We start from the raw sequence: 25,714 nt of genomic DNA, 5'->3' as shown, positions 1-25,714 counted from the left end.
ACCAGAAGCTCGCTTTGCAGGCGAGTTAGGGATTCGATCCCTGTCTATTGGAGTCAACGACGGTGCGGACAATACAGCATACAAGCAGATAGAATCTGCATGCACTGCGGAATTTTCAAATTCCAGCCTGGGTAATGCCGTCACTTCATTCACTGACAAGAACTATCATCGCTCATTTATGTTCGATCGAACATGGCGTAAGTATTACGACATAGCAGAAACTGCTACAATGAATGAAAGGAATGTTGAATCGGAGGTTTACATATGGCTAAAGAAAGCTTCGATAAAGAAGTCCAGTTTCTACGAATGCTTGTTTTGACGAGTGGGGCTTATAGCCGTCAGCAGTTTGCTGACAAATTGGGTATTTCCATCCATACGTTTGATAAAACAATCAAAAATCTGAAGAACATCGTAAACTCGATGTCTGAGCAGCTTTCCTCTGGGCAAAGCAAGGAATTTGCCGAGACTCTTCGCTATAATTATCTGGATTCAGCGAATCCAGCATTGCTGTTTCTTTTTCGTGCCAAATCACTTAAAGAATCCGAAATTGTACGAATTTCTCTTATCTTAACGACACTTCAGCATGATCCCTTAACAGCCAATGAAGTTTTAGATGCATGCTACGGGGGTCTACCCGTTGATTCTCCGCTTCCAGATGAGAAAACCATCCGTCCAGACTTGAAATATTTAGAACAAGTTGGCGTAATCCGCCGTTTATCAAGCTCACGCCCATACCGTTATCGTATACATGACGACTTGATAACGAAATTATCAACCGAAGAACTGCATGACTTATATGATTTCATTGATATTATGGCGAACACACAGGTGCCGTCAGTACAAGGGTACTTGCTCCGAGATGGTCTTAGGAAGCATTTAGCACGAAATGGGACGAATCATAATACAATCGCCCCCTTCTTATATAAGTATCATTTTTACTCACGTATTCTGGCTGAGGCTCATTTGTTTACTCTCTTCACTGCCATTCGTAATCGCTGCAACATTGAAATCCTTTACTTTTCACATAAAAAACCACAAATGTATGCGTCCCAAAACACCAATCCGTTATTCGAACGTGAGAGTACTTCTATAGCGGAAACCATCCTGCCTATTAAGGTCGTATACGATCATCAATATGGTCGCTGGTATCTTCTTGCGCATCATAGCCGTAATGGGATGCGAACATATCGGCTTGACGGAATTACACAAATTCAGGTTGCCGAGCAAGTTGCGGAGAGTTTATATGAGGAGAAGCGAGCCAAGCTGGAGCAGAACATGAAGAACAGCTGGTTAATTGATACGAAAAATCCGGTCACCGTTCGCGTGAAATTTTATAACCCTGGAGATGGAATTCCTAATTTCGTGAAGGAACGAGTAACGCTACAGGGACAGTGGGGGCAGATTACAGAAGAACATGATGACGGCTTCATCTACGAGATTCATGTAAATGGAGTTACTGAAATTCGGCCATGGCTGAGGAGTTTTGGTTCCAGCTGTGAAGTCCTTGAACCCAAACAGCTGCGCAAGGAAATGATTGCGGATTGGAAGGAGATCCAAAGCTACTATGAATCCATTCGAGAAAATATTTAACTACCAGATTCTTTCATCCCTCGATCAATCTGGTACATATATGGTTACTTCGCATGAGAGAAGCTGGCTGAAGTCCATGCTGCTGCGACCTGCGGCTAAAGAAGCTTTTACAGCCGAGACGCTTAAGAAGCTCAACGCTCTGCTGGATGAAGATCCTTGTATGGATATCGACGGCATACTTATAGAGAAGGCATATAGCCGTGAGAAGCAGGTGTATCACCCTTTAATACGCTCCTTAAGACAGCTCATTATGCACAAGAATGGAATTACAATTCGTTATAAAACGAAACATGATGTTATCGATTATGCTAAACATGGGATTCCATATAAGCTAGAGTATTCTATGGTTAAAAGGGAATGGTACCTTTTGTGGTATTACACCCGTAACCAAACCATGGTCAGCACGAAGCTAGATACCATTGCGATGATTACCGAGCAGGAGTGTCCACAGGAGAAATATGATCGATATATGGCTGATATTCAAAGACTTCAGCTTCACCATAAAACCACCGTTTCCGTTCAAGTCATCCGGCAATTCAATGATGAATTATCTCGAATCTTATATGCCTTCTCCTGCTTTGAGAAAGAAGTGATCTACGAGGCTGAAGATAATCGCTACACGATCGTGCTTAGTCTAAGCCGTCAGGAGCTGGAATATTTACTGTCCAAGATAAGATTCCTTGGGAAACGCGTACAGATTGTGGATCACCCTCATCTACAACAACGCATGAGTGAAACAGCAACCAAAGCACTTCTTAGGTATAAAGAAGCAGATTTGTAACAAGGATATTTTCCATTAGGCGATATTTCGTGTAAAATTCATATATAGAGGAGTTGTAAACATGTCAAACGAAGAAATTATATTAACGCAAGAAGGTCTGGAACAATTAGAGGCTGAACTTGAAGATCTCAAAGTTGTAAAGCGTAAGGAACTTGCAGCACGTATCAAAACTGCAATCAGTTACGGGGATTTGAAAGAGAATAGTGAATACCATTCTGCTAAAAACGACCAGTCCTTTATGGAAACCCGGATTTTAATACTCGAAAAAATGTTAATTAAAGCTCGGGTGGTTAAAAGTATAGACGTGTCTACCGTAAATGTCGGAACAGTTGTAAAGCTCAATGACATTGAATTTAAAGAAGAGATCGAATATCGAATTGTTGGTCCTGCGGAAGCAGACGTGCATAATAATAAAATTTCATATGAAAGTCCCCTCGGTAAAGAACTCATGGGTAAATCTGTGGGAGACAAGATCAGCGTAACCGCTCCCATCGGTATTATTAAATATGAGTTACTTGAGATTAGAGCCAATTAATCTCAAGATTATACGGTGGGTATAGAATAGGGATAGGCGCACTGAGCATTCGGCTTGGTGAACCTATCTTTTTTTATGTGAATAATACGATATTCAATCTATCTATCTTGCCAAATTATGACTATAATAGATTTGTAATCCAAAAAATTTCAAGGAGATGATAAGGCTAATGAAAAAAATGTTCCTTTCACTCACGCTATTGTTCACTATGGTGTTCTCCTTCGCTTCCTCGGCTTTTGCTTACTCTGAAACATGGCCTGCTGATTACTTACAAGGTACGGTTTACTTAGAAGGTAATTATACGAACACTGGCTCTACGACAGATATACTCTATCTTCAGCTCTATCAAGTTACTCCGCGTGGCGATCAACTTGTGTCTACGAATACAGTTACTCTAGGCGCTGGTCAAAGCGCTGTTAAGAAAGTACTCATTGGTAGTAATCTACTCTTTGGACAGTACAGATTGGTGCTCTCGGGCTCTAATTTCTGGAGTGTTGCTGCTGGATATACGTATTAAATGATCTATTTATCTATCATTTGCTAAAGAAAGGGCAGTTCACATGATGTGAGCTGCCCTTTTTAATATCTAGTATTTAAATTTCTGAATTTGAATCTTTAGCTCATCGGATAAAAATGATAACGTCTGGGAAGAAGATGAAATTTCCTCCATAGCCGCTAACTGTTCTTCCGCCGATGCCGCTACTTCCTCCGAGGTTGCTGCATTTGTACTTGATAGCAAGGCAAGCTCGCTCGCCACCGCGCTAACCTCTTGGATTTCCGCTGATATTTGTTCTGTAATAGCCGAAACCTCATTCATATGCGGGGTTGTATTTCGCATACTTATTACAATTTGTTCAAATTTCTGAATGGTTTGTCCAGAGACTTCTATGCCTTTCTCAACATGTTGCGAAACTTTTTTCATATTTAACGCCGAAGCCTTCGTCTCTTCCTGTATCTCTTGAATCAAATCCGAAATTTGTTTCGCAGACACTCGAGATTGTTCAGCTAATTTACGCACTTCACCCGCAACCACATTAAATCCATGTCCATGCTCACCAGCCCTTGCCGCTTCAATGGCCGCGTTCAATGCAAGTAAATTCGTCTGTGTAGAAATTTCACCTATAACTTTGGAAATCGCTCCGATTTCTTTTGAACGCTCATATAGCGAACTCACCATTCGATCTGACTCTTCTACGGACGTATAAATGGAATTCATGGTTTCAACAACCTGGTTAATAGATGCGCCCCCTTCATCAGCCTGTTGTGTAGAATGCTCTGACAGATTTGCGAGCTCCCTCACGCTATCTACAATTCGCTCAACACCATGAGAAATCTCCTCGATTGCTCTTGCGTTCTGATCAATTCCATTCGTCTGTTTTTCCGCTCCTATCGCAATATCCTGCACAGCAAACGTAATTTGCTCCGTTGCCGCACTGGTCTGTTGAGCGTTAGCTGTTAGTGCTTCTGACGATACCGCTACCTGCTCAGCCCCCGTCTCAACATTCTTAATTAAGGAACGAAGATTATGCTGCATGATGCTAAATGCCTCATTCAGTTCACCAATTTCATCATTAGACTTCACCACATTCGTTACGGTTAGATCCCCTTCGCTTACTTTAACCGCATGTTCTTTTAAGCGTCTAATGGGCCTTATAATCGATCTCAAAATAATCAAGATCATCAACCCTCCGACGATTAAACAGACGATGATCGTTACAAAAGTAGTTATGAATATTGGATACGCGGCTTCATCAAACTCCGTTTTATATACGGCTCCAGCCACCTTCCACCCTGTTACTTCATTCGTGGTAAAGAACATCTCTTTAGCTTTGTTATCCAGCGTATAGTTGAAATTACCGGTTTTGCCTGTATATAAATTTTTATAAAAGCTATCCTTCGCCTCAGATCCAACCTTTTGCTTAGGATGGTATATAAATTTCTGACTCTTATCCACAATAATGATATATCCCTCGTCACCAATATTGACAGATGAAGCTATCTGCTCAATTTGATCCATACCCATCGTAATGCCGATAACACCAGAACCATCGTTCATTGCTTTTGCAATGGTAATTATAAGTTTTCCATTAAAGGAGGAGGTATATGGATCTGATACAATCGCCTTCCCTTTGTTCTGCATTGCAACTTTATACCAATCATTTGTTCTTGGATCAAAACCTGGCTTTACCTTCAGATCCGGTGAGCGATAATATCGTCCCTCCGCTGTGCCTATACTAATACTCGATACTTCATCCTTATGCATTTCCATATATTCTTCAAAGTCTTTTCTAATTTCAGCACTCTCATCATACAAACTGTGATCAATATGTTTAGAGAAGAAGTCCGCATCCTTCATTCGAGGCTCGATCATGTTACTTACCGTGTAATTAACAACCTCAATATTTTCATTTGCACCATCCACAATTTCTTTTCCGATCTCGATCTTCGACTGGTTGTACGCTAACACCCCAATCAATAATGATGGAATAATGAGTATCATCGTAAATGCTACGATTAGCTTCGTCTTAAAATTATTTCTCAACATTTTTTGCAATTTCGTCCTCATGTAAAATCAACCTCTCTCACGATGTAGCAAAAAACGTGTTACTTTTCGCCTATTTTTACTATCGGTTATAGTGCTAATATACTTTATTAAAATCTAAAATTTTAAATAATTATATTTTTAATCGAAATTTGTCGAATAAATATAAAAGAGGAGACACATTTCAATTGAAGTGGGTCTCCTCTTTTCCAAAGGGATAAGTCTATATTTCTGCTGCGCTATTTTTTAGACTAGATAAAACTTGCAAAGCCTCGTTCCCCATTCCGATCTTATACCCAGAAGCAGTATAACGAATTTGATCCTGACTATCCAGCACAAACAGATGTGGGAATCCGGCCTCATTTGCCGGAGCTTCCGAAATGAAATCCGGTAATGAAGCATAAGTTAAATCTCTCACAAAAATAGTGTGGGATGGTAACTTCGGATAATTAGCAGGATCAAATGAAGAGCTCCATTCCGCATGTCCGATTACAAGGATGATTGGAACGCCAAGCTTGTTCATGGGCTCTGCCAACTCGCCAAGCTCCCGGAAGAGATGCTTCGTAGGTTCCCGCTCAGGTTCAATCCAGGCCGCAATGGCACCTCGATCGCCGATCAGGTCTCCAACTGTCTTCACCGTTCCATCCAGCAGGGTTAGGTTGTTCGAGCGATCAATATTACCGAGCACAGGGATGTCCACCTTCGTCTCACGGTACGTTAGCATAACTTCCGTTTGCTCATCCGCACATATGGTAAAGAAAGCAAGTCGAACTCTTACCGTCCCATCCTTCAAGCGGATACCTGACGTTAAACGGTAGGCTCCAGGCTCGACCTCAAACGGTTCATCATAAACGTCACGTTTACCATCTGGATAAACTAACGTCTTATATACTCCATTCTCCAAACGGGCGAACGTGAAGTTCTCCGCATAGGAAGCCGCCGGCGTCTCCAATGTTGCCTCAGGGTCCTTGACCAGATGAAGCATACCCCATGCCGTTTGTTCAGGCTGTTCTTCAATAGAAGCTATTGTAAACAAGGCATCTTCCCAGCTTCCCCCCTGCCAATACTGTGGCTTCTGTTCGCTTGGATGTAAGCGAGCCGGAATACCTAAGCTGCGGCATACAGCCACGAATAGAATATCTAATGACACCGGATCGCCCTTCTTCATGGAGTATGTTCCTATTGGATTTCCTCTACCTCTAAGATTCGGGAGGTCTTCCCAGATTCCAAAGTTCTGTTCCAGTCTGCGGACAAGCTCTGAAGGATCAGATTTAAACACTGCTGACTCTTCAGTGCTATACGCATCTTGGAAAAAATGTTTATACGGTACAATCATTTCATGTAAGATCCGTGGACTAAGTATATATGATGTGAACGTATCCTCTGGGAGGTCTCCACGCTGCGCGAGTGCACCTGTCAGATGATCATCCAGTGTAGGAATGAACGTATCCACCAAGTCTTTTTCGTTCAGGGTCTCCAGTAGCCTTAGCGGCCACTCACCATATTCACTAGAGCGTTTCTGTAGAAAAGATGCAATTTCCCTGCTATTCCCACGGGCTTTTTGTAATACATCCCATACGCGCTCAGGTGGAAGATTGGCATTACGGGCAATCGCGGAAGCATCTTCTTCACTCAAAAAGGTATTCTCATACAAAGTACGCGTTTTGGTACCTTCCTCAAGCCGCTGGTTATGATATTTAATTCTCTCATCAGAAAGTGCGCCCGAAGCTTCACCTTCCAGCTCAGGAGGCGGAACCATGTCAAAATCAACAGTTTCTACGGGCTGCTTCGTAGCCTCTAGCACGAGTTCATAACGATTGCTATCCGCAACCGTAATTTTCATTTGTCCCCACATACCATCTTTCACGGCGCGAATCACCAAATCGCCAAAGCCTGTCTTTAATATCGCTTCTCCCTGCTCATTCGTTGGAAGCGTAGCGATTGGATATAATTCAGCCATGTTGTACAGCTCGAAATGGACGTTAGCTCCGTGCACAGGTTTTCCCTGCTGATCCTTCACCGTCACGGTGATAATGCGCGTTGGCGCGTAATTCTCTAACAAGTTGATTTCCGTAAATCCATCATCAACTAAGGTAATATCCTCGGGTCCTGGATAATCTGCATAAATGCTCGTATTGATTAACATGGCTCTTCGTGCAGGCAGGCTGAACCACCCTTGATTCAGACGGGCTTCTGGTTCGCACGCACCGATATAGTACCAAGTACCATCAGCCCATGCCTCCACCCACGCGTGATTATCGTCACAATGTGCCCAGCGCGGTGTATATACCTGACGAGCAGGAATACCTATACTGCGAAGAGCTGCAACCGCAAGCGTAGATTCCTCCCCGCAACGTCCTCGCGCATTTCGGATCATCGTCAGTGGTGACATTGTCCGCATATCGCTTCCAATATATGTCGCTTTCTCATGGCACCAATAGTTGGTTTCTAGTATCGCCTCCTCCATCGATAATGTTTTTGTCCGATCGACCAATTCGTTATACAGAACACCGCGATAATCCTCAATATTCTCCGTGTTGACTCTATAGGGCAGTACAAAATGAAGGAATAAATGATCGGGTACACGTTCTCCCCAAGGCATCTGTCTACGAATTTCCAATGTCTGTCGCACATGATTTAAGAATAAAGAACCGTTGTAATCTGCCATATCATTCACTGGCATATATGCGAATAGATACTTAAGCGCCCAAGTCTCTTCTATGGACAATTCCTGCTGAAAAATATCAAACAGCTCATGTTCTCTATTCTTAGCCATCACTTTCTTCTCAAGAAATTTCTTCTCAATAAGTTCCATCGTTTTGCGATCTAATGAGAATACAGATGTCTGTATGGTCATCTCGATTCACTCCTTCCACAGCTTACCGTCTTCTCTGATGCAAAAAATGACTTTCTCGTCTGATGACGGCGCTGATATCTGAAATAGACTGCTTGTCGTCTCAATCTTAGGTAGGATACTCCACGATTCGTCGCCCATCAATAGCCTTACATTCGTTGTAAACTCACCATGGATCTCGAAGTAATTACGTTCACGGTAATAGAGCCTGCGAAGCTCCCACTTGATCCGTTCATCTGCGGTAATCTCAAATGATTCAGGACCTTCTTCATCTGCGAACACAACGTATCCCCAAAGTTCGGGATAATGCATATTAATAATGCCCATCGGAGACCAGACCCAGTTATCCTCTGGATAAGATGTACCCGTAGATGGATTGATAACCTTACGGTATTCACCCTCTTGAACCTCGGTTTGCCACTCCACACGCGAGAAATTTACGCGCCAGAATTCACCTTTTATCGGCGGACGGCTCTCTGCTGCACACTCACGTAAGCTCGTCCAAGGCATGGCTACCTCAACACTCCACTTCCGGTTCTTTGCATCCGGACGGTTTAGCTCGCCATCAATATGCACTGCAGTCTTGAGTCCATAAATGTCCCAAGCGTTAACAGGAGGTCCACCATCACGATAGGGTTTAACCAGCATTAAGTCCCATACGGTATTTAGGGCATTGATCTCGAACTCATAATATTGGTGTGTGTCTCCGTCTGGATCAATGAAGATTTCAAAATCATTATCATAGAAAATGACCGATTCGCGCTCCGTTAACGTCGCCCATATCTGATCCTCTATTAATTCCGCTGCAAAATAGAAATATTCGTCATCCCAAAGCATTTTAACCCGAGTTTGTTTCGCGGGCTTCGGCCTTAGATCCCCTTCGATATCAACAAAGTCTTCTGTCCAGTCCGCGACTGCCCAGAAGGCTTATCCACACGCCCATCAAGAACAAGCTGACCTGGCGCACGCTGACATATATAATGTTTGGGAGCATATTCAATCTTCGGTTCAGGTACTCCGCTACGATTCATGTTATTTTCCCCCAGGTGTCTTTTAGCTTAATTCATAACTTAAATATTGACTAGAATCGTAACAATCTCTGCTGGACCTATGCTAGCCAATTTAATTACCTGACCATTGGTACCATCAATGCGTTCCTGCCGCTCCTCAAGGACATTACTCTTATGAACGTCGTTAAATGAGAACTTTGGTTCAACCGTTAATGCGCTCTCACCTAACGTCATATTGAACCAGCGTAGTGCTAGATCACCTGTATTTTCCACCATCTTCACAGAAGATAGTTCCAAGCCCTGTGCCTCCCAAGTAAACCACTGGTATATGGGTGGCAAACTTCCCTTCTGTAGATGGGTCTGCTCCGCGATCCACGGAACCTGAAATTGATAAGCTACCGCATACGCTGCCTCCGGTGCATTATTTCCATGAGGAATGATCATAAGCTCTGCCCGTGCTTCTCCCAAACACTGCGCTTCCGGTGTCGGGAATACTCCCCAATCGCCTAATTCTCCTACAGAACGCAGCAGTGTTACCGCGATCGTATTGCGGCTGTCACGAAGCACTTCATATTCGCTTAGTCCTTTGTTTGCAATCGTAAGTCCTGTTTCTCCATCTTTCACGCTGACAAACGACTGTTGGTGATGACAATAGCTTGGATTATTCCACTCCACCGCCGGCTGGTTATCTCGAGTAGCAACCTCAAACATGGAATCAGCCTGATGAACGCTACTATTGATATCCGTTGGGAACAGCATTCTCAAGCGATGATCAGCCGCCTGATTATTGAATGAAGTATTGACTTTCAAGCCCTTCGCCCCTTGTTCAAGCGTGATCGTCGTCGTAATCTCCAGCTGCATCATTTCCTCAGAACGTGCAGACTTTCTACCTGTAAACCATACCAGCTCATCCTGTTCCTGTTGAAGAAGAGAATCAGCGCCCTTCGGAATTGCCCATTGATGCACAATTTGCATTGCCGATTCGTATGACTTATCCGTCATAACCGTTACACTCGCTACTATATTCTCCGTTGTCATGGGTGACTCGCCGTCAGGCTGTCGGTACATATATTCGTTTCCAATATCACCACTATCTTCGTATATACATAATCCACTGAACGTTCTGCCACTAGCTTTATCTGTTAACGTAACAGAACCATTCTGTTCTACGCTTACTTGCAAATATTCATTCTCCATAGTCCGTTCATTGACCAACAATGACGAGGAGGTCCCGTCCTTAGCAGCATCCGAATCTTTACGAATCAATGCATATGCCTTATACCCGTTCGCAGGGACTGCTGAGGCTGCGAATTCTATTCGAAGCGAACGCGCGAAATACGGCTGGCGGAACTTATCATCAGGCAGATCATAACCAAATTGCAGTCCGAGATCCGTTATTGTACTCTTCAGTTCGTTTCCCTCGCTATCCACCACGACCCGCTCCTCCAACGCAAGCTGCTTAACACGGGATTTCATTTCATCAAAAGATAGGTCCTCGTTGAAGTAGTGACGAATAAGATCCAGCTCTACCGTGACTGTTCCGCTGCGTTCATGGCCCGTCATATTGAAGACCGTGAACGGCCGAGTATCTTCCCCGAAACGTGAGAAACAAGTAGTATCAATACGATCTGTAATAACCTTCACTTGATCCTGTATGATCGCTTCAGCTACATGCCGACTCTTCTCAAAGCGAGTCACCATTTCGCGATGCACTTCATCGACGCTGCAGCCGCAGATGCTGTCATGTGGATGATTCTTCATTAACGTTTTCCAAGCATATGTTAATAAATGATGCGGATATTCATGACCAAGTAGACTAGCGTATGCGGATAGCGGCTCAGCCATTTTTTCCAATATCATTTGCCCTTGCTGATTCATCTGCTTCAGATATACTCGGGCGGATGCCGTATTCACGAGTGTACCCCAGCCATCGGTCCGCTGACTACGAAGCTCACCTCTTACCGAAGACAATTCGCGATCTAACGATTGTTCTAGCGATTGTAAATAATCTATGAAATTTGAATGTATAAATTCGGTATCCGGATACATTTCACGAGCTACCCGAATCGCTTCTGGCAAATCTAGTTGAATGGGTTGATGATCACAGCCATTCATGAAGAGTAGTTCGCCTGTAGAGGCATACTTCTCAGCATCTGTAAGCTTCCTTTTCCAATATGATATGGCTTCCTCAGCATTCGCCGGCACTTCATTACCATTCGAATACCAATTGGCAAACAGGATGCCGAGTACCTTCGAGCCATCCGGTCCTTCCCATTGTAACTCGGAGAAGGACGATTCATATTCACCATCTGCAACCGTATTATTGAAGCCCGTCGGCTTTACGCCCCGACCAAAGAACGCATTGTTGATTCCAGATTGCTGCATGAGCTGCGGTGTCTGACCCACAAGCCCAAAGGTATCCGGAAAATAACCGACCTTGGATATTTGCCCGTAACGAAGCGCATCCTGATGACCAATTTGCATATTACGAACATTGGCCTCACTACTCGTTAAGAATGCATCCTGTAATATATACCATGGGCCAATCAGAATACGACCGTTCTGGATATGCTTCACCAGCCGTTCTTTCTGTTCAGGTCTGACCTGCAAATAATCCTCTAGGATAATCGTCTGTCCGTCTAAGTAGAAGCTGCGGTAATCAGGGTCTTGATCCAGCTTATCGAGGAGTGTATCTACCAGCTTCACAAGACGAACATGATGCTTCTCATACGGTAAATACCATTCCCGATCCCAGTGGGTATGCGAGATGATATGAGCTGTTTTTTTGTTAGACATTCGCTATGTCCCCCTTATTCGCACCTACTTGGATATGAACTTCATCAGAACGATATACCGACTTGATCTGACCTTGTGCATCTGTTGCAAAGAGGACTGATCGTTCTTGTTCCAACACAAAAGTATAACTCTTCTGTGTAACGGTATCCTTCACTTCAATATTCGTATCCAAGCCGAATTCCGATACGAAAATATATAAGTAACCATCTTTAAACTGTAGCTTTCGCCCATATACACCTGCGAGGTCCCCACCTTTAATCCATTCTAAACCGCTTTCGCAGCCGGCCGCTGAAATGGCATAACGATACAGCTCTGCTACAGATTCCGACCGTTCATTCAGCTCTATCGGAAGCGGACTCCAGATTAATCTTCCGCTGCCTAGTGGGATATCGACTACGGTATCACCCATTGAGGTTGCACTGGAATTACCTGTAGTAGCATGCTGACTTCCCATACGCACTTCCTTACTTAACTCAGCAATCCGCCGCTTTCCGAAAGACACAGGAATCTGCTTCCCTTGTAAATCTAGTATTTCTTCGCGTCTTACATTGCGAAGTTGACCTTCACCTAGTAGCTCTGTTAATCGGTCTGTCTCTCTCCAGTAGCATCGATGCCCAGAGGACCTGTTACGAGCAGCGTTGCACCTGTGCGCTTTACGATATTTAGAAGGCGAGTCCATGCCACATCATCAATATTATGTGCGCTAGGTAGCATTATGAGCTTCGCAGGGTTTGCTTCAAGATCATCTAAATGATATTCAGATGCTCCACGGAATGGCATGTTTAACTGATATGACAATATACGTGCAAGGCTTGTTGTTGCTTCATATGCCAATTTTCGATTGGAGAAATCATTCGAATAAGGGAAGATGGCGACAATCTCCTCAAGGGTACGTTCCTCGAATAGGTCTCTTATTTCACTTATGAACTTCCCGAAATCATAAGACACATTCGTTTCTGGCTTCTGTGTACCATCTGCACGTAACGCTCCGATATGCGATTCATTCGCATTATCCATGTAGAAATTTGTATTCCATATCCATTGAATGGCGCCAGCTCCTCCAGTCGAGAAAGCATACGCATACTTGCGTTCTAATATATTTCGCAATTCCTTTTCTGTACGTTTCGCTAGTCCATCTGGTGTCTCAACATACATAATTCCGGTCTCTTGGATGACATTCGGCTTATTGGCGGTCTTCGCAAAGATACCATCCCAGACCAGATCATCGTTAAGCCACCACGAGTGAACTGTCGTATAATCAACGGCTTCCTCATAGAAAAAAGGTGACGGGCGCTGCGCCCCTAGCGCCTCATCCTGACCTACCGTAACCAGATGATTCGGACATTGCTCCTTAATTGTGTCATATAACTGTTTCGCCCAGCGGTTATGCATATCCATGGAGAATAAGCAGTAATCGAGCCAGCGGGTTCCCTTCTTGCTCATGATCATATCTTGCACGTCGAAATTAATTTCTTGTGGGCCAGGAATCATAGCCGCTGCGAAGCTTGGAAGCTGGGCCGGAGTCATATTCCAACGCTCTTGGAGAAGCTCAATTCGACCATGTCGCTGCTCCAGCCAGTCAATAAAGGCCGCCTGTTCAAAACGATCGTTGCAGGATCTTGGTCCCGCTGAGAAAACCTTTGCCGGATCGAACATCGAAGGTTCATTAATTAAATCCCAATCCACGTTCGTCGTTTCCCTGTGACGAGATACAATGGAACGGATAAACCGCTTCTGCGCCTCAACACTTTGTGGGTCCAGATATGGATTAAGTCCTTCCCATGTCTCTGGTGTAAAGGAGAAGAACGTAAATGTCACTTGTAAATTATATTTTTTTGCCGTCAATAAAAAGGCATCTATGGCTCTAAGCACCTCTTCCGAAGCGTGACCATCAACCTGCATCATGTTACGGTACGCTGTCCAAATACCTGTGCGAATCCAGTTGATCCCTGCCTTTGACATCTGCTTCATGTCTCGATCCCATACATCTGCATTCGGTAGGAAGAGGAATTTACGTGCCACATCCGAAGCCATGTATGTCATGCCTACAATCGGAAGTGGACGTCCATCCTTAATGAAATAATCTCGATTGCAAACCAGCGGACTTCCCTCCGAAAGTAACTGAGGATCATTCCCCCAGAATCCTTGATGAAGCACACGTACCTCGCCGTCTTCTGCAGTTGCACGGCATGTCACACGATACAGGCCACTTTGAATATCTAAGGAAACAGGGATACGTACAAAATCAATGTTCTGCGTTACTTCTGTCGTGAAACGTTGCTCCCAGTACTGATCCCCTTCTTCCTGCTCTACAGTAAGTTCAAATGTCCAGCGATGTGTATGTTTGTCAGATGTCTCTATTCGGTCTATCCGCTGTGTTTGCAGTGTAAGCACAGCATGTTCCCCTGGCTCATATACCGCGTAATTCGTTTTGATCCACAGCTCCGTAACCGCCTTGGAACAAAATCCAATCCAATCTGTCAATGCATTCGCTCCGCCTTGTTCCCAGAATGTCGCCGCTAGTGGCACATTCACGAATAACCAACGCGAGTTCGCAAAGTCACCACGAGTATTTTCCCATAACACGACAGGGGCTGCGATTTCACGTCCCTCTTTACTGATGCCTTTCAGCAGAGGATATATCTGGGTAGACATGGTACCTGCAGATCCCATCTGGTGCGGAATATCGCTATTCCGAGTCGTATGCGGTACCAGATTCAAAGTGTCTTGAATACTAAACAACGACTCCTGACCGACAAGGAGCGGAATTCGATCCAATGCAGTAAACTCGGTTATAGACTCTACTTCAACTCGCAAAATTTCATGAATATACATGTCTCGATGATAAGCAGTTTGTTCCGCTTCCACCTTCCAGCTATCTTCTTCATAACGAACCGGATTTCGAAATGGAGCCCCACCAATACTTATGAGTCCGCCTCCACGTCTTAAGAAGGCAAGGATCTCAGGCCATGCTAACTTTGGAAAGTACGGAGCATGTAGGTTAACCAAACAACCGTCCATCGTAGAACGAAGTGCTTCTGCTAATCCATCTGCGTCTACGACCGTACCCATCTTCTCCAATACTTCTACACCGCCACCTTCAGGCATCGAATGACCGGGAAAAGAAGGGTCATAAAAAATAATCGTCGAATGTCTCATAGAATCCCTTCCTTCATCGCTTGATAGACAAACTGCGAGAATAGGCTGTTAGACCATGCGAACCATGATCTTGTAAAATTCAGAGGATCATTCGAATCAAATCCCTCATGCATATATCCAGTATCTGCATCTGTAGATTCAAGCATCGCGATCATCTCAAGCTTTTCTTCTTTCGTTGTCGCTGTTATTCCTTGCATCGACAATGCCATATGCCAGATGAACCCGTCAGGCGTATGTGGACTTCCAATTCCTCTAGCCGCTGTTCCTTCGAAGAAGAAAGGATTCTCTTTTGACAGCGCAAACCGTCTCGTATTCTGGTAAATTGGATCTTCAGCTGACACGTAACCAAGATAAGGAATGGATATCAATCCCGGTGTACCTGCATCATCCATCAAGCAGTAGTTTCCAAATCCATCTGTTTCATATGCATAAATCGGACCAAACTCTGGATGACGATAAATGCCATACAATTGTATCCCGTGATCGATATCCGCTTCGAGTGCCTTGAGTTCTTTCAAGAAGTCCGTATCGCGGAATATCCACTCCGCAAACTCTTGCATATGACGAAGAGCTACAACCGCAAACATGTTTCCTGGAATGTTGTAGTGAAAGTCACAAGCATCATCGCTGGGGCGAAAACCAGACCATACCATCCCTGTATAATTGACAGGCATGCCTTGACCATTGTTGCTTAGCGAATCCGTCCGAATTCCGTTATCTCTCGTAAAGCGATATGGCGATAACTCGAAGTGCCTCTGTTCGGTCTTGAACAAATCGTAGATTAAACGCATAGCAGATTTAAAGCCCGCATCGAAAATATCAGTCAGACCTGTTTCTTTCCAATACGAATGTGCTAAGCGCATCGAGAAACATAGGGAATCAATCTCGAACTTCCGCTCCCATACCCATGGTGACATATCCGTGATATCCGCCTTGTTCCAATGCCAATCATTCGCAGATTCATTGAATGCATTTGCATACGGATCAATATGTATATATTGAATATGGCGTTTTATTAAGCCACTTAGAATACGTTGCAAGTCTGCATCATCCCTAGCAAATGGGACGTAGTGCATCACTTGCTCAACCGAATCACGGAGCCACGAAGCTGGAATATCTCCTGTAATCACGAATGTTGTTCCGTCTTCCATAAGTTTAGTTGTCGTTTCCAATGTATTCGTAAAACAATTCTTAAATAATTGAAGAAGCTTCGGACGACCCGCTAGTTTCTCCTCTGCTTCTTGGAGTACTTCTTGAATAGCTAGGGGGAGTGTCATTTCAGGCATCTTAATTTTGGGTAATTTAAATGATTCCATAAGAACCTCCTTATATATATCAAACTCGCTTAATGTAAATCCGCTTAATCTCAAAGCGCGTAAATTATTCATTGGGATGAGGGAGGATGAATGGTTATCATGCAGCCTCCTTAGCAATATTCATAGCTTTCATCGGTTTACTAGTTGTGAGTGACCACAGCTCCCGAACCGCCGTACATATCCAGTTCTTCTTCTAATTCAAGCTTGAGGACCGTGACTTGCTCATGCGTATCTTCGGCTGTCATATGAATCCAAGTCGTACCCGGAATGTTGAACCAAGGCACACCCCCATGAATTTCATGAGTAAGCTCTTTGTCAGAATGCATTACGGTAATTTTCTTGATAGGATTGCATAGTCCTTTGAGGCAAATGTTTTCTTTCGGATCATCGTATACAAAAAGGTAGAGCGTCTTTCTGTCTTTTGAAATCGTACTACCGCCTAAGTAATATCGGGTCATAATTCCTTCTTCTGTTCCAAATACCGCTTCTTCATGCGCCCGAATCCATTCTCCTAGACCTAGCAAAATATCTTCTTGTCTCTGATCAATCGTTCCATCTTCCATAGGTCCAATATCCAGCAGCATGTTTCCGCCTAAGGATATACAGTCACAGAACATACGAATGATCTGATTCAGCGATTTATACTGATTATCCGTTGGTACGTAGCCCCATGAGCCGTTAATTGTGGTGCAGAATTCCCATGGTCCTTCCGGTCTCGTGATCGGAATTCCCTGTTCTGGTGTTTTATAGTCGCCATGACCTTGAAGACGTGAGTTGATGATAATATCCGGGTTGAACGATTGAAGATACTGTTTAAACTCCGGCAGATTCCACTGCTCGGCGCTCCGTTCCCAATCCCCATCAAACCACAATAAATCCACCTTACCGTAATTCGTTAAAATTTCTCGCAGCTGATTATTGTTAAATTGTAAAAATCTCTGCCATCTCTCTTCATCCTGTATACCATCTAGAGGGCTTGAGTATTTATTCACTGTGCTAAGATCCTCAGGTATATTTCCACCTTCATACACACTTGGGTAATCAGGATGCGACCAATCGATCAGCGAATAGTACATCCCAAGATGGATGCCTCTCTTTGTCACGGCTTCAGCATATTCTTGAATAAGATCACGCTTAGCTGGCGTTTTCTTCACAACGTTCAAGTCACTAAACTGCGTATCCCATAGCGCCACGCCATCATGGTGCTTCGTCGTAAGCACGGTATATTTCGCACCTGATTTTTCAATCAAATCAGCCCACTTGTCCGCATCAAATTTGGAAGCGGTGAAGCCATCTAATTGTTTCATATATTGTTCATAGGGCATTCTTCCATTATAGAAAGACCATGATTCTGAAACCCCATCCACTGCATAAATACCATAATGAATAAAGATGCCTAATTTTGCTTCCTCAAACCATTTTTGCATATGTGACAGCACCTTTCCCGATATATTCATAGAGTTATTTCCTAAGCTATAAATCAGATTATTTACTGGATTCTGAATACATGCGCGATTGGAGCCTGGATTTGAAGCTCCGTTTCCGGCATGCGGACAACTATGCCGTTCTCTATACGCCGATAATCTAGCTTGTCCTGGCCGCCTACCAGATCAATCCTACTAAATTCAATCATCATAGGAATATACAGCTCCTCTTCAACAACTTCTTGATCATCCTTGTACAAGTAGAAGGCATACGTGGTGTCGCCTTTTCTAGTGAAATGATAGTTACCAATAGAATATGGCTCACAGATCCGTGTTCCATAGATCGCTTCCCCGTGAATATTCAGCACGCTCCCATGCCCTGGATTCGGGAAATAGCCGTTTTGGATATTCTTCCATCAGGTTGAGGTCCAACGTTAAGGGCTAAGTTACCACCTCTAGCAACAATTTCAACAAGCAAATGAATAAGCTCCCGTACGGATTTATAGTTATCCTCATAGCGGAAAGAGAACGCAGAACCCATCGTGATACAACTCTCCCATGGAACATGAAGCGGCCCTTCAGGCAATGTCTGCTCTGGTGTAATCAGATTCTCATAAGGACCCCCAACGGTACGATCCGCCGAGAGAAGCCAAGGCTGGATTTCACGTGCCCTTTCTACGACTTCACCCAATCTGACGTTCTGATCACGATAATCATTGACCCATCCCGCATCAAGCCATAGCATATCGATACGTCCGTAATCCGTCATCAATTCCATAATTTGCTCATGAGTGAATTGTACGAATTGCTCCCACAGTTCGGGTTTTTCCTTGGGATCATAGGTAGGGCCACGAGATGTAAATGTCCCTTCCTTCATTTCTGGTGCCCAGTAATACGGAGTATGCCAATCAGCCTTAGAGAAGTAGGCAGAGATCGCTAACCCCTTCGCGCGAAACGCATCGAATAGCTGCTTGGTTATGTCGGCATATTTGTGTGTATGGAATGGACAATCTGGACCTGTAATGCGGTAATCGGTCGTATGTGTATCCCACATGCAGAAACCATCATGATGCTTGGTCGTGAAATTCAAATATTTGAAACCATTATCCGCAGCCAAATCAGCCCATACCTCCGGCTGAAAGCGAAGTGGATTGAACGTCTTATTCAAATTAAAATATTGCCGTTTGAGTTCTTCAGCATCTATATCCCAATCGATCTCGTTGCGGGACCATTCTACATCTTCATCGCTTAATGCCCATGATTCAACTATACCTAGCTGAGAATAGGGTCCCCAGTGCATCATCAGACCTAGCTTCTGATCCTTGAACCATTCAAGTCGTTCGAGCAGAAGCGGTTCCTCTGGTCTAACCCATTTCTCCTCGCTGCTATAGTTATGAACACCCTGTTCTACTACTGGTACCTGCTCTTCTAACCTATGGTTCTCACTCATTGGGATACCTCCAATTTATTTGTTTATTACTTCTTCACATCGCAGATTACAGTCGTGTGGAAGTAATGGTATGATAAAAATTGCGTATTCCGCTCTATGTCCAAATGCTCGCTTTGTTGGTATATTAAATTTAACTAGATTAATTATTGATATAGAGGAGGCAGAATAAATGAGACTGAACTACTTCAAATCCAAGCTATTCTTAAAATACATTTGGTCCTACTTATTCATTTTGCTTATCCCATTAATTCTAATGACTATATTCATTTATGAAAGCGCAGTCAGTAATCTTCGGACCGAAATTGAACAGTCCCGTCTGGGTCAATTAACGCAAACCAAGGTGATTATTGACGGCCGAATGAAAGAACTCAGTGAAATCGCATCACGTGTTTCCTATGATACAAGACTGACACCCTATCGAGTTCATGATCCGATTTATAGCGGAGAGGCCATCCAAGCATTAGATCAATACAAAGCAACAAGCTCTATCATTGACGAGATGTTCTTGTATTTTCATAAGGATAATAAAATCTATTCTAGCAAAGGCCTATCCAATATAGATGTATTTGCAAAGAGCTTTAGCTTTCAAAATTGGAAGAAAGAAACCCTTTTTCGAGATTTGGATCAAGTGAAATTTCCGACCATGCGTCCAGCAGATATGGTTAGTAACTCTTCTCAACTTCAGGAAACAAAGCTAGCTTATCTGATTCCAATTACGCCGAACAGTCCCACTCCGCACGGAACGATCATGTACCTGATCAAAGAATCCGAGCTCAGCAATCTAATTGATTCCGTTTTGGGGACCTTTCAAGGTATGACTTACATCCTAGACAACAACGGTCAAATTCTTGTAGATAACCGCCAAGGTGAAGCGTTAACGAATGCGGAGGCGAAGTCCTTATTTAATAACCTAACGCCGGGTATTCATGACCGCACCCTAAATGGGAAAGCTCACTCGATTGTATCCGTCAAATCGAAAAATAATGGCTGGACCTATGTGACAATCATGCCGAGCTCCCAATTCTTCAGCAGTGTTCTGCATGTGCGTAGTTTCATCATTATGCTATTTGTCATCGTCGTTATCGTTGGAGCTGCTATCGCACTTTTGCTGGCCAAAATGCAATATCAACCGATATCTATGCTGGTTGAATTTGCGGCTTCTAAATCTAATTCAAAGCGCCCCGTAGATGGCTCTATCGTATCTGGCAATGAGCTTGACCGTATTTGGACTACACTCCAGGAATACAGCTCACGGATAGACCTTCAGGAACCCTTTGCCCGTAATCATTTCCTATCGATGCTCCTTAAATATGGGAGTGCTCAGAGTCTTACGCCTGAGCTGCAAGAAGCCTTTGATCTAGAATTTGATTGCTCCCATCACTTTGTCATGGTCATAGCATGGGACGAGGATATTCAGAATGAAAGAGCAGAACGTCAAGATATGATTCATCTGCTCACCCAGATTGAATTTCCGGAACTAGCCGCCCACGGATATGGTGTTGAGCTATCGCAGCTTGATCAGCTTGGCCTCATTATCAGCTTTAACCTAAACAACCAGATGGATGAATTCTCACATGTACGTCAGATTGTCGAAGCCGTGCGCAGCAATATGCTCGAAACTTTTGATATCATCCCTATGATTGGGGTCGGAACCTGCTATTCTAGTCCCGATCAGCTGAATCAGTCATTCATTGAGGCCTGCTCAGCTTTTGAACTTCGAGTATCCACAGGCCACGGTTCAGTCACCTATTTTGAAAAGCTATCTTACACGCCTGATCATGCCTTCTGGATTCCGAACAATACGCTCATGAAGCTCGCTCAGAGTCTCAAGCAGGGTAGTTACGATGTGGCGGCCCAGATGATTCATTCAGCTATTCAAAGCCTGCGAACGTCTGAGCTCTCTGCTTCACTCACTCGCTGCATAAGCTACGACCTATTGAATACGATTCTGAAAACGTCTTCCGAGATAGGTAATCACAACTTGATGCAGGAAATGGCACCTAATCTGATGTATAGCAATTCCTTAGATGAACTAGAACGTAGCCTGCTGAATCTCGCCTCTCAGATCTGTGATCAGGTTGAACAGAACAATCAAAAGGAAGAACAATCCATCATTGATCAAATTGTTGGCTATATTAACGAGCATTATATGGACCATACCTTAAGCCTTGAGACAGTGGCCTTCGAGTTCGGCATCTCGCTTCCCATGTTAGTCGTTCGTTTAAGGAAAAGATGGGACTTAATTTCATTCAATATATTTGGCAAAATAGAATGGAAGAGGTTATGCACCAACTGAAGACGACGAATGACCCACTTAAGGACATCATTCTAAAGGTCGGTTATATGGATACACCTAACTTTATTCGTAAATTCAAGAAGGAAACGGGCTATACCCCCGGCCAATACCGCAAGATGTTCTCACAAAGTGACTCCATTGGATTAGAGCCAAATTTGGAGGACGAATAATGATTAAAGCCAACATCCGGTCGTTAGACCGGGATATGTTGGCTTCATTTTTTTATGCGTGAATCACTTTATTTAGCTGATTTCCAGCGATCGTATGCACCTTGATATAATTCTACGATACGATCACTACCCATTTTTTTGATTTGAGCTGCATACTGGTCCCAATTGGATAGAGGCTCTTGTCCAGTTACGAATTTAGCTTCCATTTGCTTCACATACGTATTTAAATCCGACAATAAGGCAGTAGCCTCGCTTTGCTCTTCATTCGTCAGATATACGTTAGGGAATGGTGCTTTTCCAATTGGAGTGAGCTTGTCCGCATTTTCTTTATCAATCCAACTGTCAAAGTCCGTCTTAAGGCCTTTGGTTAGCTCACTTGAGTTCATCCCAGGCGTGAGAATACCATAGTTCGGTGTAAGCGTGCCGCGGTATTCGTCTCTTTCTTTTCCACCTGGAACTGGAAGCCATTCTTTCTCATGTGTTTCTTTGTTTTTATACTTCCACAGTACGTTTTCAGGTCCTTGGGAATATAGCGTTGCACCTTCATAACCATATTGGTAATCAATCCAGCGCATCGTTGCTTCCGGAGCAGGGTTCTTACTTGTAATGGCAAAGGTTCCTTGTGCGGAAATACCAGGATGCTTGCCATAGACTGGTGATCCAGCCACTTCACTCTTCACCGGTGTCATAAGAGGGTTGTCGCTGCTAGGCTCACCTCCAAGTGTGAAGTAAGGGTAGTAGTCGTTAAACAATGCGATCTGATTGCTTTGCCCCTTCGCTTTTTTCTGCTCAGGCGTTTGCGAGAATGTCTCATGATCCAGCAGATTGTCCTTCCAGAGGCGGTTCAAAAATGTCAAGTAGCCCTTGTAGCCTTCTTCTTGAGGCGTATAGTGGACCTTTCCATCCTTATCAGCGTAGTACACTTCATCATAAATGCCCCAGAAGCCAAGGAAGTACATACGTAAATCGTCTAGTTTAACAGAAGTAAGTGGAATTTCATCGTTCTTCCCATTTCCATTCGCATCCTCATCTTTAACACGCTTCAGATAGGTATACAGTTCATCTGTTGTCTTAGGCAGCTCCGTCATCTTAAGCGCTTTCAGGAATTTACCGTTATACCACATTGGACTGCGGTACCACACCGCTGAAAGATCAATATTAGGAAGTGCGTAGATATGTCCGTCTGGTGTTGTGTAGGACATACGGATGTCTGGATGCTCATCAAATATCTTTTTAATATTCGGTGCATATCCTTCATCAATGTATTTTTCCAGAGGAACGAGTACGCCCTGTGTACCATATGTCACTTGGTCCGCTGGTTTAAGATCTGCCCCATAGAACACATCTGGCAAATCACCACTGGCAAACACTAGGTTTTTCTTGGTAGCAAAACTATCAATCGGTGATAGCTGATACGTAAACTTAATTCCTGTCAGCTTCTCCATTTCCTGATTTACAGGCATCTTATTCCAATCTGCAACGCCTGCGTCCTGTGACATCATGGAAAGCGTCAGCGGCTTGTCTATGATAGGAAAGCCTTCCTTCTTAACATCTTGAGCCGTTTTGGACGTTCCAGAAGCAGAAGAATCTTCACCTTTAGATGAACCACAAGCAGCTAACAATGTCGAGGCTACTGTCAGACATAACAACATGGATGATGCCTTGCGAAGATTTTTCATGTAATAACTCCCCTTTAGTTGAGTATGGTAAGATCAGCCTTTACGGAACCAATCATAACACCTTGTACAAAATAACGCTGTAGGAATGGGTAAATTGCGATAATAGGCACGGTCGCCACGATAATAACGGCGTATTTGACCAGTGCTGCAATTTCCGCTTTGCTGTTAAGTGCAGCGGCTGCGGCAGCATCGATTGCCCCCCACCTTGAGCCGACATTTCCTGAAGAACAAGAATCTGACGTAGAACAAGCTGTAATGGGTATTTTGCAGAATCATTTAAATAAATAAGTGCTGAGAAGTAGTTATTCCAATTCCCCACCCCATAGAATAGAGCCATAACTGCGATAATCGGCATCGATAATGGCAGCACAATCCTAATGAATAGCCGTAAGTTAGTGCATCCGTCGATTTGGGCTGCTCCTGAAGCTCTTTCGGAATTGAAGACTGGAAGAATGTACGAGAAACGATGATGTTCCAGATCGAGGCTGCTGAAGGAATCACAATGGCCCACATCGTATTAATCATCCCTAAATTTTTAATGAGCAAGTACGTTGGCACAAGGCCACCGCCGAAGAACATGGTAACCATGAACATACCCATAAAAAAGTTGCGTCCTAGAAAATCTTTGCGACTGAGTGCATAAGCTGCTGGAAGCGTAACAATTAAGTTAATCGCCGTCCCCACCACGGTATAAAGGATCGTGTTGCGGTATCCGACCCAGATACTGTTGTTCTCGAATACTCTTTTGTAGCCATCAAAGGTAATTCCCTTTGGAAACAGCCACATTTCACCAGAACCTACAAGCTTCGGATCACTAATGGAAGCACTTATCATATACACCAAAGGATAGGCCACAATGATAAAAGCTAGGAACACATAAATATAGTTGCATATCAGAAATATCTTGTCCCGACCGGTTTCTTTAACAGCAGAAGTCATCGGCCATCACCCCCTCTTCTACCATAAACTGTTGCTATCATTGGTGCGTCTTACAATTTGGTTCACAACAACGAGCAATATAGCGTTGACAAGCGAATTAAATAGTCCAATGGCTGTCGAGAAACTGTACTGTGCATCTACAAGCCCTGAACGATAAACGAACGTTGAAATTACATCGGATGAACCCATATTCAATGGATTTTGCAGCAATAGTATCTTTTCAAAACCTACACCAAGTAGACTTCCCATATTGAGAATCAATAGAATCGTCATGGTAGGAACAATCGTTGGTATGTTAATGTGCCACACCCGTTGAAATCTGGAGGCTCCATCAATTTTTGCTGCTTCATGAAGCCCTGGGTCTACTCCAGAGAGCGCTGCCAAATAAATGATCGTACCCCAACCTGCGCTCTGCCACACACCCGAGAATACATACATGGTCTTAAACCATCGCGGATCCGTTAGAACTTGAGGTGCATCAAATCCAAGCCATTCAATAATGTGTACAATAATACCCGTCGAAGGCGATAGGAACGTAATAATCATACCTGCCATAACCACGACAGAAATAAAGTGAGGCGCATATGTGACCGTCTGTGCCATCTTTTTAAAGAATCCGCCCCTTACCTCATTAAAGGCAAGCGCGAGAATAATAGGAATCGGAAACCCGATAACCAATTCATACAAGCTAATACTCAGTGTGTTCCATATTAAGTCCCAGAAATAATAGGAATCGAAGAAACGAGTAAAGTGATCGAATCCTACCCATGGGCTGCCCATGATTCCTTTTGTAGGAATGAAGTTCTTAAACGCAATTTGAATACCGTACATCGGACCGTAAGAGAAGATAAGAAAATAGAAGAATGCAGGTGCAATGAATAGATAAAGTTCCCAATTCTGAAAAATTCTCTTCCATACACTGCTCTTTCTCTTCCTCTGTTCCAGGAGTACGTTGCCAGCTATGCTAGCTTTATTACCCTGCATACAATCACCCCTTCCAGATTTAATAGTGCTGCTCTAGCTTGATTATCAGTGGTGAGTTTTTTGCTAGCGCTTACATATTTAACGATATCCGACTCCAAGTCATTTCGTATATATGTCATTTTCGTTTCGTTAAGAAAGCGCTTTACATCAAGGAAAATAAGCATAATGACAAGGTAAACGGACACCTGG

At 43.6% G+C, this 25,714-nt stretch carries 13 protein-coding genes and 4 pseudogenes; 6 read left to right on the top strand and 11 right to left on the bottom strand.

Going from position 1 to position 25,714, the window contains the following annotated elements; translation table 11 throughout:
• Window positions 1-264: 264 nt before the first annotated feature.
• The 4 genes from JCM16418_RS11705 (at window position 265) to JCM16418_RS11690 (ending at window position 3,423) form a co-directional block, all read left to right on the top strand.
• A complete protein-coding gene (locus tag JCM16418_RS11705; protein ID WP_036648997.1) occupies window positions 265-1,590 on the top strand; it encodes a helix-turn-helix transcriptional regulator in 1,326 nt (441 codons plus the stop codon).
• Window positions 1,565-2,371: a WYL domain-containing protein gene (locus JCM16418_RS11700; protein WP_036648996.1), complete on the top strand. Its 807-nt coding sequence runs from the start codon at window positions 1,565-1,567 to the stop codon at window positions 2,369-2,371. The genes JCM16418_RS11705 and JCM16418_RS11700 overlap by 26 nt, the downstream gene beginning before the upstream one ends.
• A gap of 61 nt (window positions 2,372-2,432) precedes the next feature.
• Window positions 2,433-2,906 (top strand): transcription elongation factor GreA, encoded by a 474-nt coding sequence (gene greA / locus JCM16418_RS11695; protein ID WP_036648994.1) that lies wholly within the window; start codon window positions 2,433-2,435, stop codon window positions 2,904-2,906.
• A gap of 169 nt (window positions 2,907-3,075) precedes the next feature.
• On the top strand, window positions 3,076-3,423 hold the full coding sequence (locus JCM16418_RS11690) for a hypothetical protein (RefSeq protein WP_036648991.1): 348 nt from the start codon (window positions 3,076-3,078) through the stop codon (window positions 3,421-3,423).
• Window positions 3,424-3,492: 69 nt separating this feature from the next.
• On the opposite strand, the gene JCM16418_RS11685 is transcribed toward JCM16418_RS11690, so the two are convergent.
• The 8 genes and pseudogenes from JCM16418_RS11685 to JCM16418_RS11650 form a co-directional block, all read right to left on the bottom strand.
• The gene (locus JCM16418_RS11685) at window positions 3,493-5,451 is read right to left on the bottom strand and encodes a methyl-accepting chemotaxis protein (RefSeq protein WP_242403807.1); all 1,959 of its coding nucleotides are present in this window, start codon (window positions 5,449-5,451) and stop codon (window positions 3,493-3,495) included.
• A gap of 220 nt (window positions 5,452-5,671) precedes the next feature.
• A complete protein-coding gene (locus JCM16418_RS11680) occupies window positions 5,672-8,305 on the bottom strand; it encodes a transglutaminase domain-containing protein (RefSeq protein ID WP_036648986.1) in 2,634 nt (877 codons plus the stop codon).
• Window positions 8,306-8,311: 6 nt separating this feature from the next.
• Window positions 8,312-9,333, bottom strand: a pseudogene (locus JCM16418_RS11675) (carbohydrate-binding family 9-like protein).
• A 39-nt stretch (window positions 9,334-9,372) separates the two neighbouring features.
• A complete protein-coding gene (locus JCM16418_RS11670; RefSeq protein ID WP_036648984.1) occupies window positions 9,373-12,108 on the bottom strand; it encodes an alpha-mannosidase in 2,736 nt (911 codons plus the stop codon).
• Window positions 12,101-15,267 (bottom strand): annotated as a pseudogene (locus tag JCM16418_RS11665) (beta-galactosidase). The gene JCM16418_RS11670 and the pseudogene JCM16418_RS11665 overlap by 8 nt, the downstream one beginning before the upstream one ends.
• Window positions 15,264-16,583 carry a glycoside hydrolase family 125 protein gene (locus JCM16418_RS11660; RefSeq protein ID WP_036649347.1) on the bottom strand — a complete coding sequence of 440 codons (1,320 nt, stop codon included), beginning with the start codon at window positions 16,581-16,583 and terminating at the stop codon, window positions 15,264-15,266. Before JCM16418_RS11660 ends, JCM16418_RS11665 begins: the two are co-directional and overlap by 4 nt.
• 140 nt (window positions 16,584-16,723) lie before the next feature.
• A complete protein-coding gene (locus JCM16418_RS11655) occupies window positions 16,724-18,010 on the bottom strand; it encodes an alpha-L-fucosidase (protein WP_036649344.1) in 1,287 nt (428 codons plus the stop codon).
• Between the two features lie 62 nt (window positions 18,011-18,072).
• Window positions 18,073-19,457: pseudogene (locus JCM16418_RS11650) on the bottom strand (alpha-L-fucosidase).
• 169 nt (window positions 19,458-19,626) lie between these two features.
• Between JCM16418_RS11650 and JCM16418_RS11645 the strand changes: the two are divergent.
• Together JCM16418_RS11645 and JCM16418_RS26640 are read left to right on the top strand one after the other, a co-directional pair.
• Entirely contained in the window at window positions 19,627-21,753 is a 2,127-nt protein-coding gene (locus tag JCM16418_RS11645; protein WP_306304773.1) for a PDC sensor domain-containing protein, read from the top strand.
• The gene (locus JCM16418_RS26640; RefSeq protein ID WP_306304772.1) at window positions 21,690-21,923 is read left to right on the top strand and encodes a helix-turn-helix domain-containing protein; all 234 of its coding nucleotides are present in this window, start codon (window positions 21,690-21,692) and stop codon (window positions 21,921-21,923) included. The genes JCM16418_RS11645 and JCM16418_RS26640 overlap by 64 nt, the downstream gene beginning before the upstream one ends.
• Before the next feature lie 68 nt (window positions 21,924-21,991).
• Here the strand turns inward: JCM16418_RS26640 and JCM16418_RS11640 are convergent, their stop codons facing one another.
• From JCM16418_RS11640 to JCM16418_RS11630, 3 genes and pseudogenes are all read right to left on the bottom strand, one after another.
• The gene (locus JCM16418_RS11640; protein WP_036648982.1) at window positions 21,992-23,602 is read right to left on the bottom strand and encodes a type 2 periplasmic-binding domain-containing protein; all 1,611 of its coding nucleotides are present in this window, start codon (window positions 23,600-23,602) and stop codon (window positions 21,992-21,994) included.
• 14 nt (window positions 23,603-23,616) lie between these two features.
• Window positions 23,617-24,541, bottom strand: a pseudogene (locus JCM16418_RS11635) (carbohydrate ABC transporter permease).
• A gap of 18 nt (window positions 24,542-24,559) precedes the next feature.
• A complete protein-coding gene (locus JCM16418_RS11630; RefSeq protein ID WP_036648980.1) occupies window positions 24,560-25,525 on the bottom strand; it encodes an ABC transporter permease in 966 nt (321 codons plus the stop codon).
• Window positions 25,526-25,714 lie beyond the last annotated feature (189 nt).

The sequence above is a fragment of the Paenibacillus pini JCM 16418 genome (genome assembly GCF_000576305.1).
Classification (GTDB): Bacteria; Bacillota; Bacilli; order Paenibacillales; family Paenibacillaceae; genus Paenibacillus_AQ; species Paenibacillus_AQ pini.
This window is presented reverse-complemented; position numbering and strand designations above follow the sequence as displayed.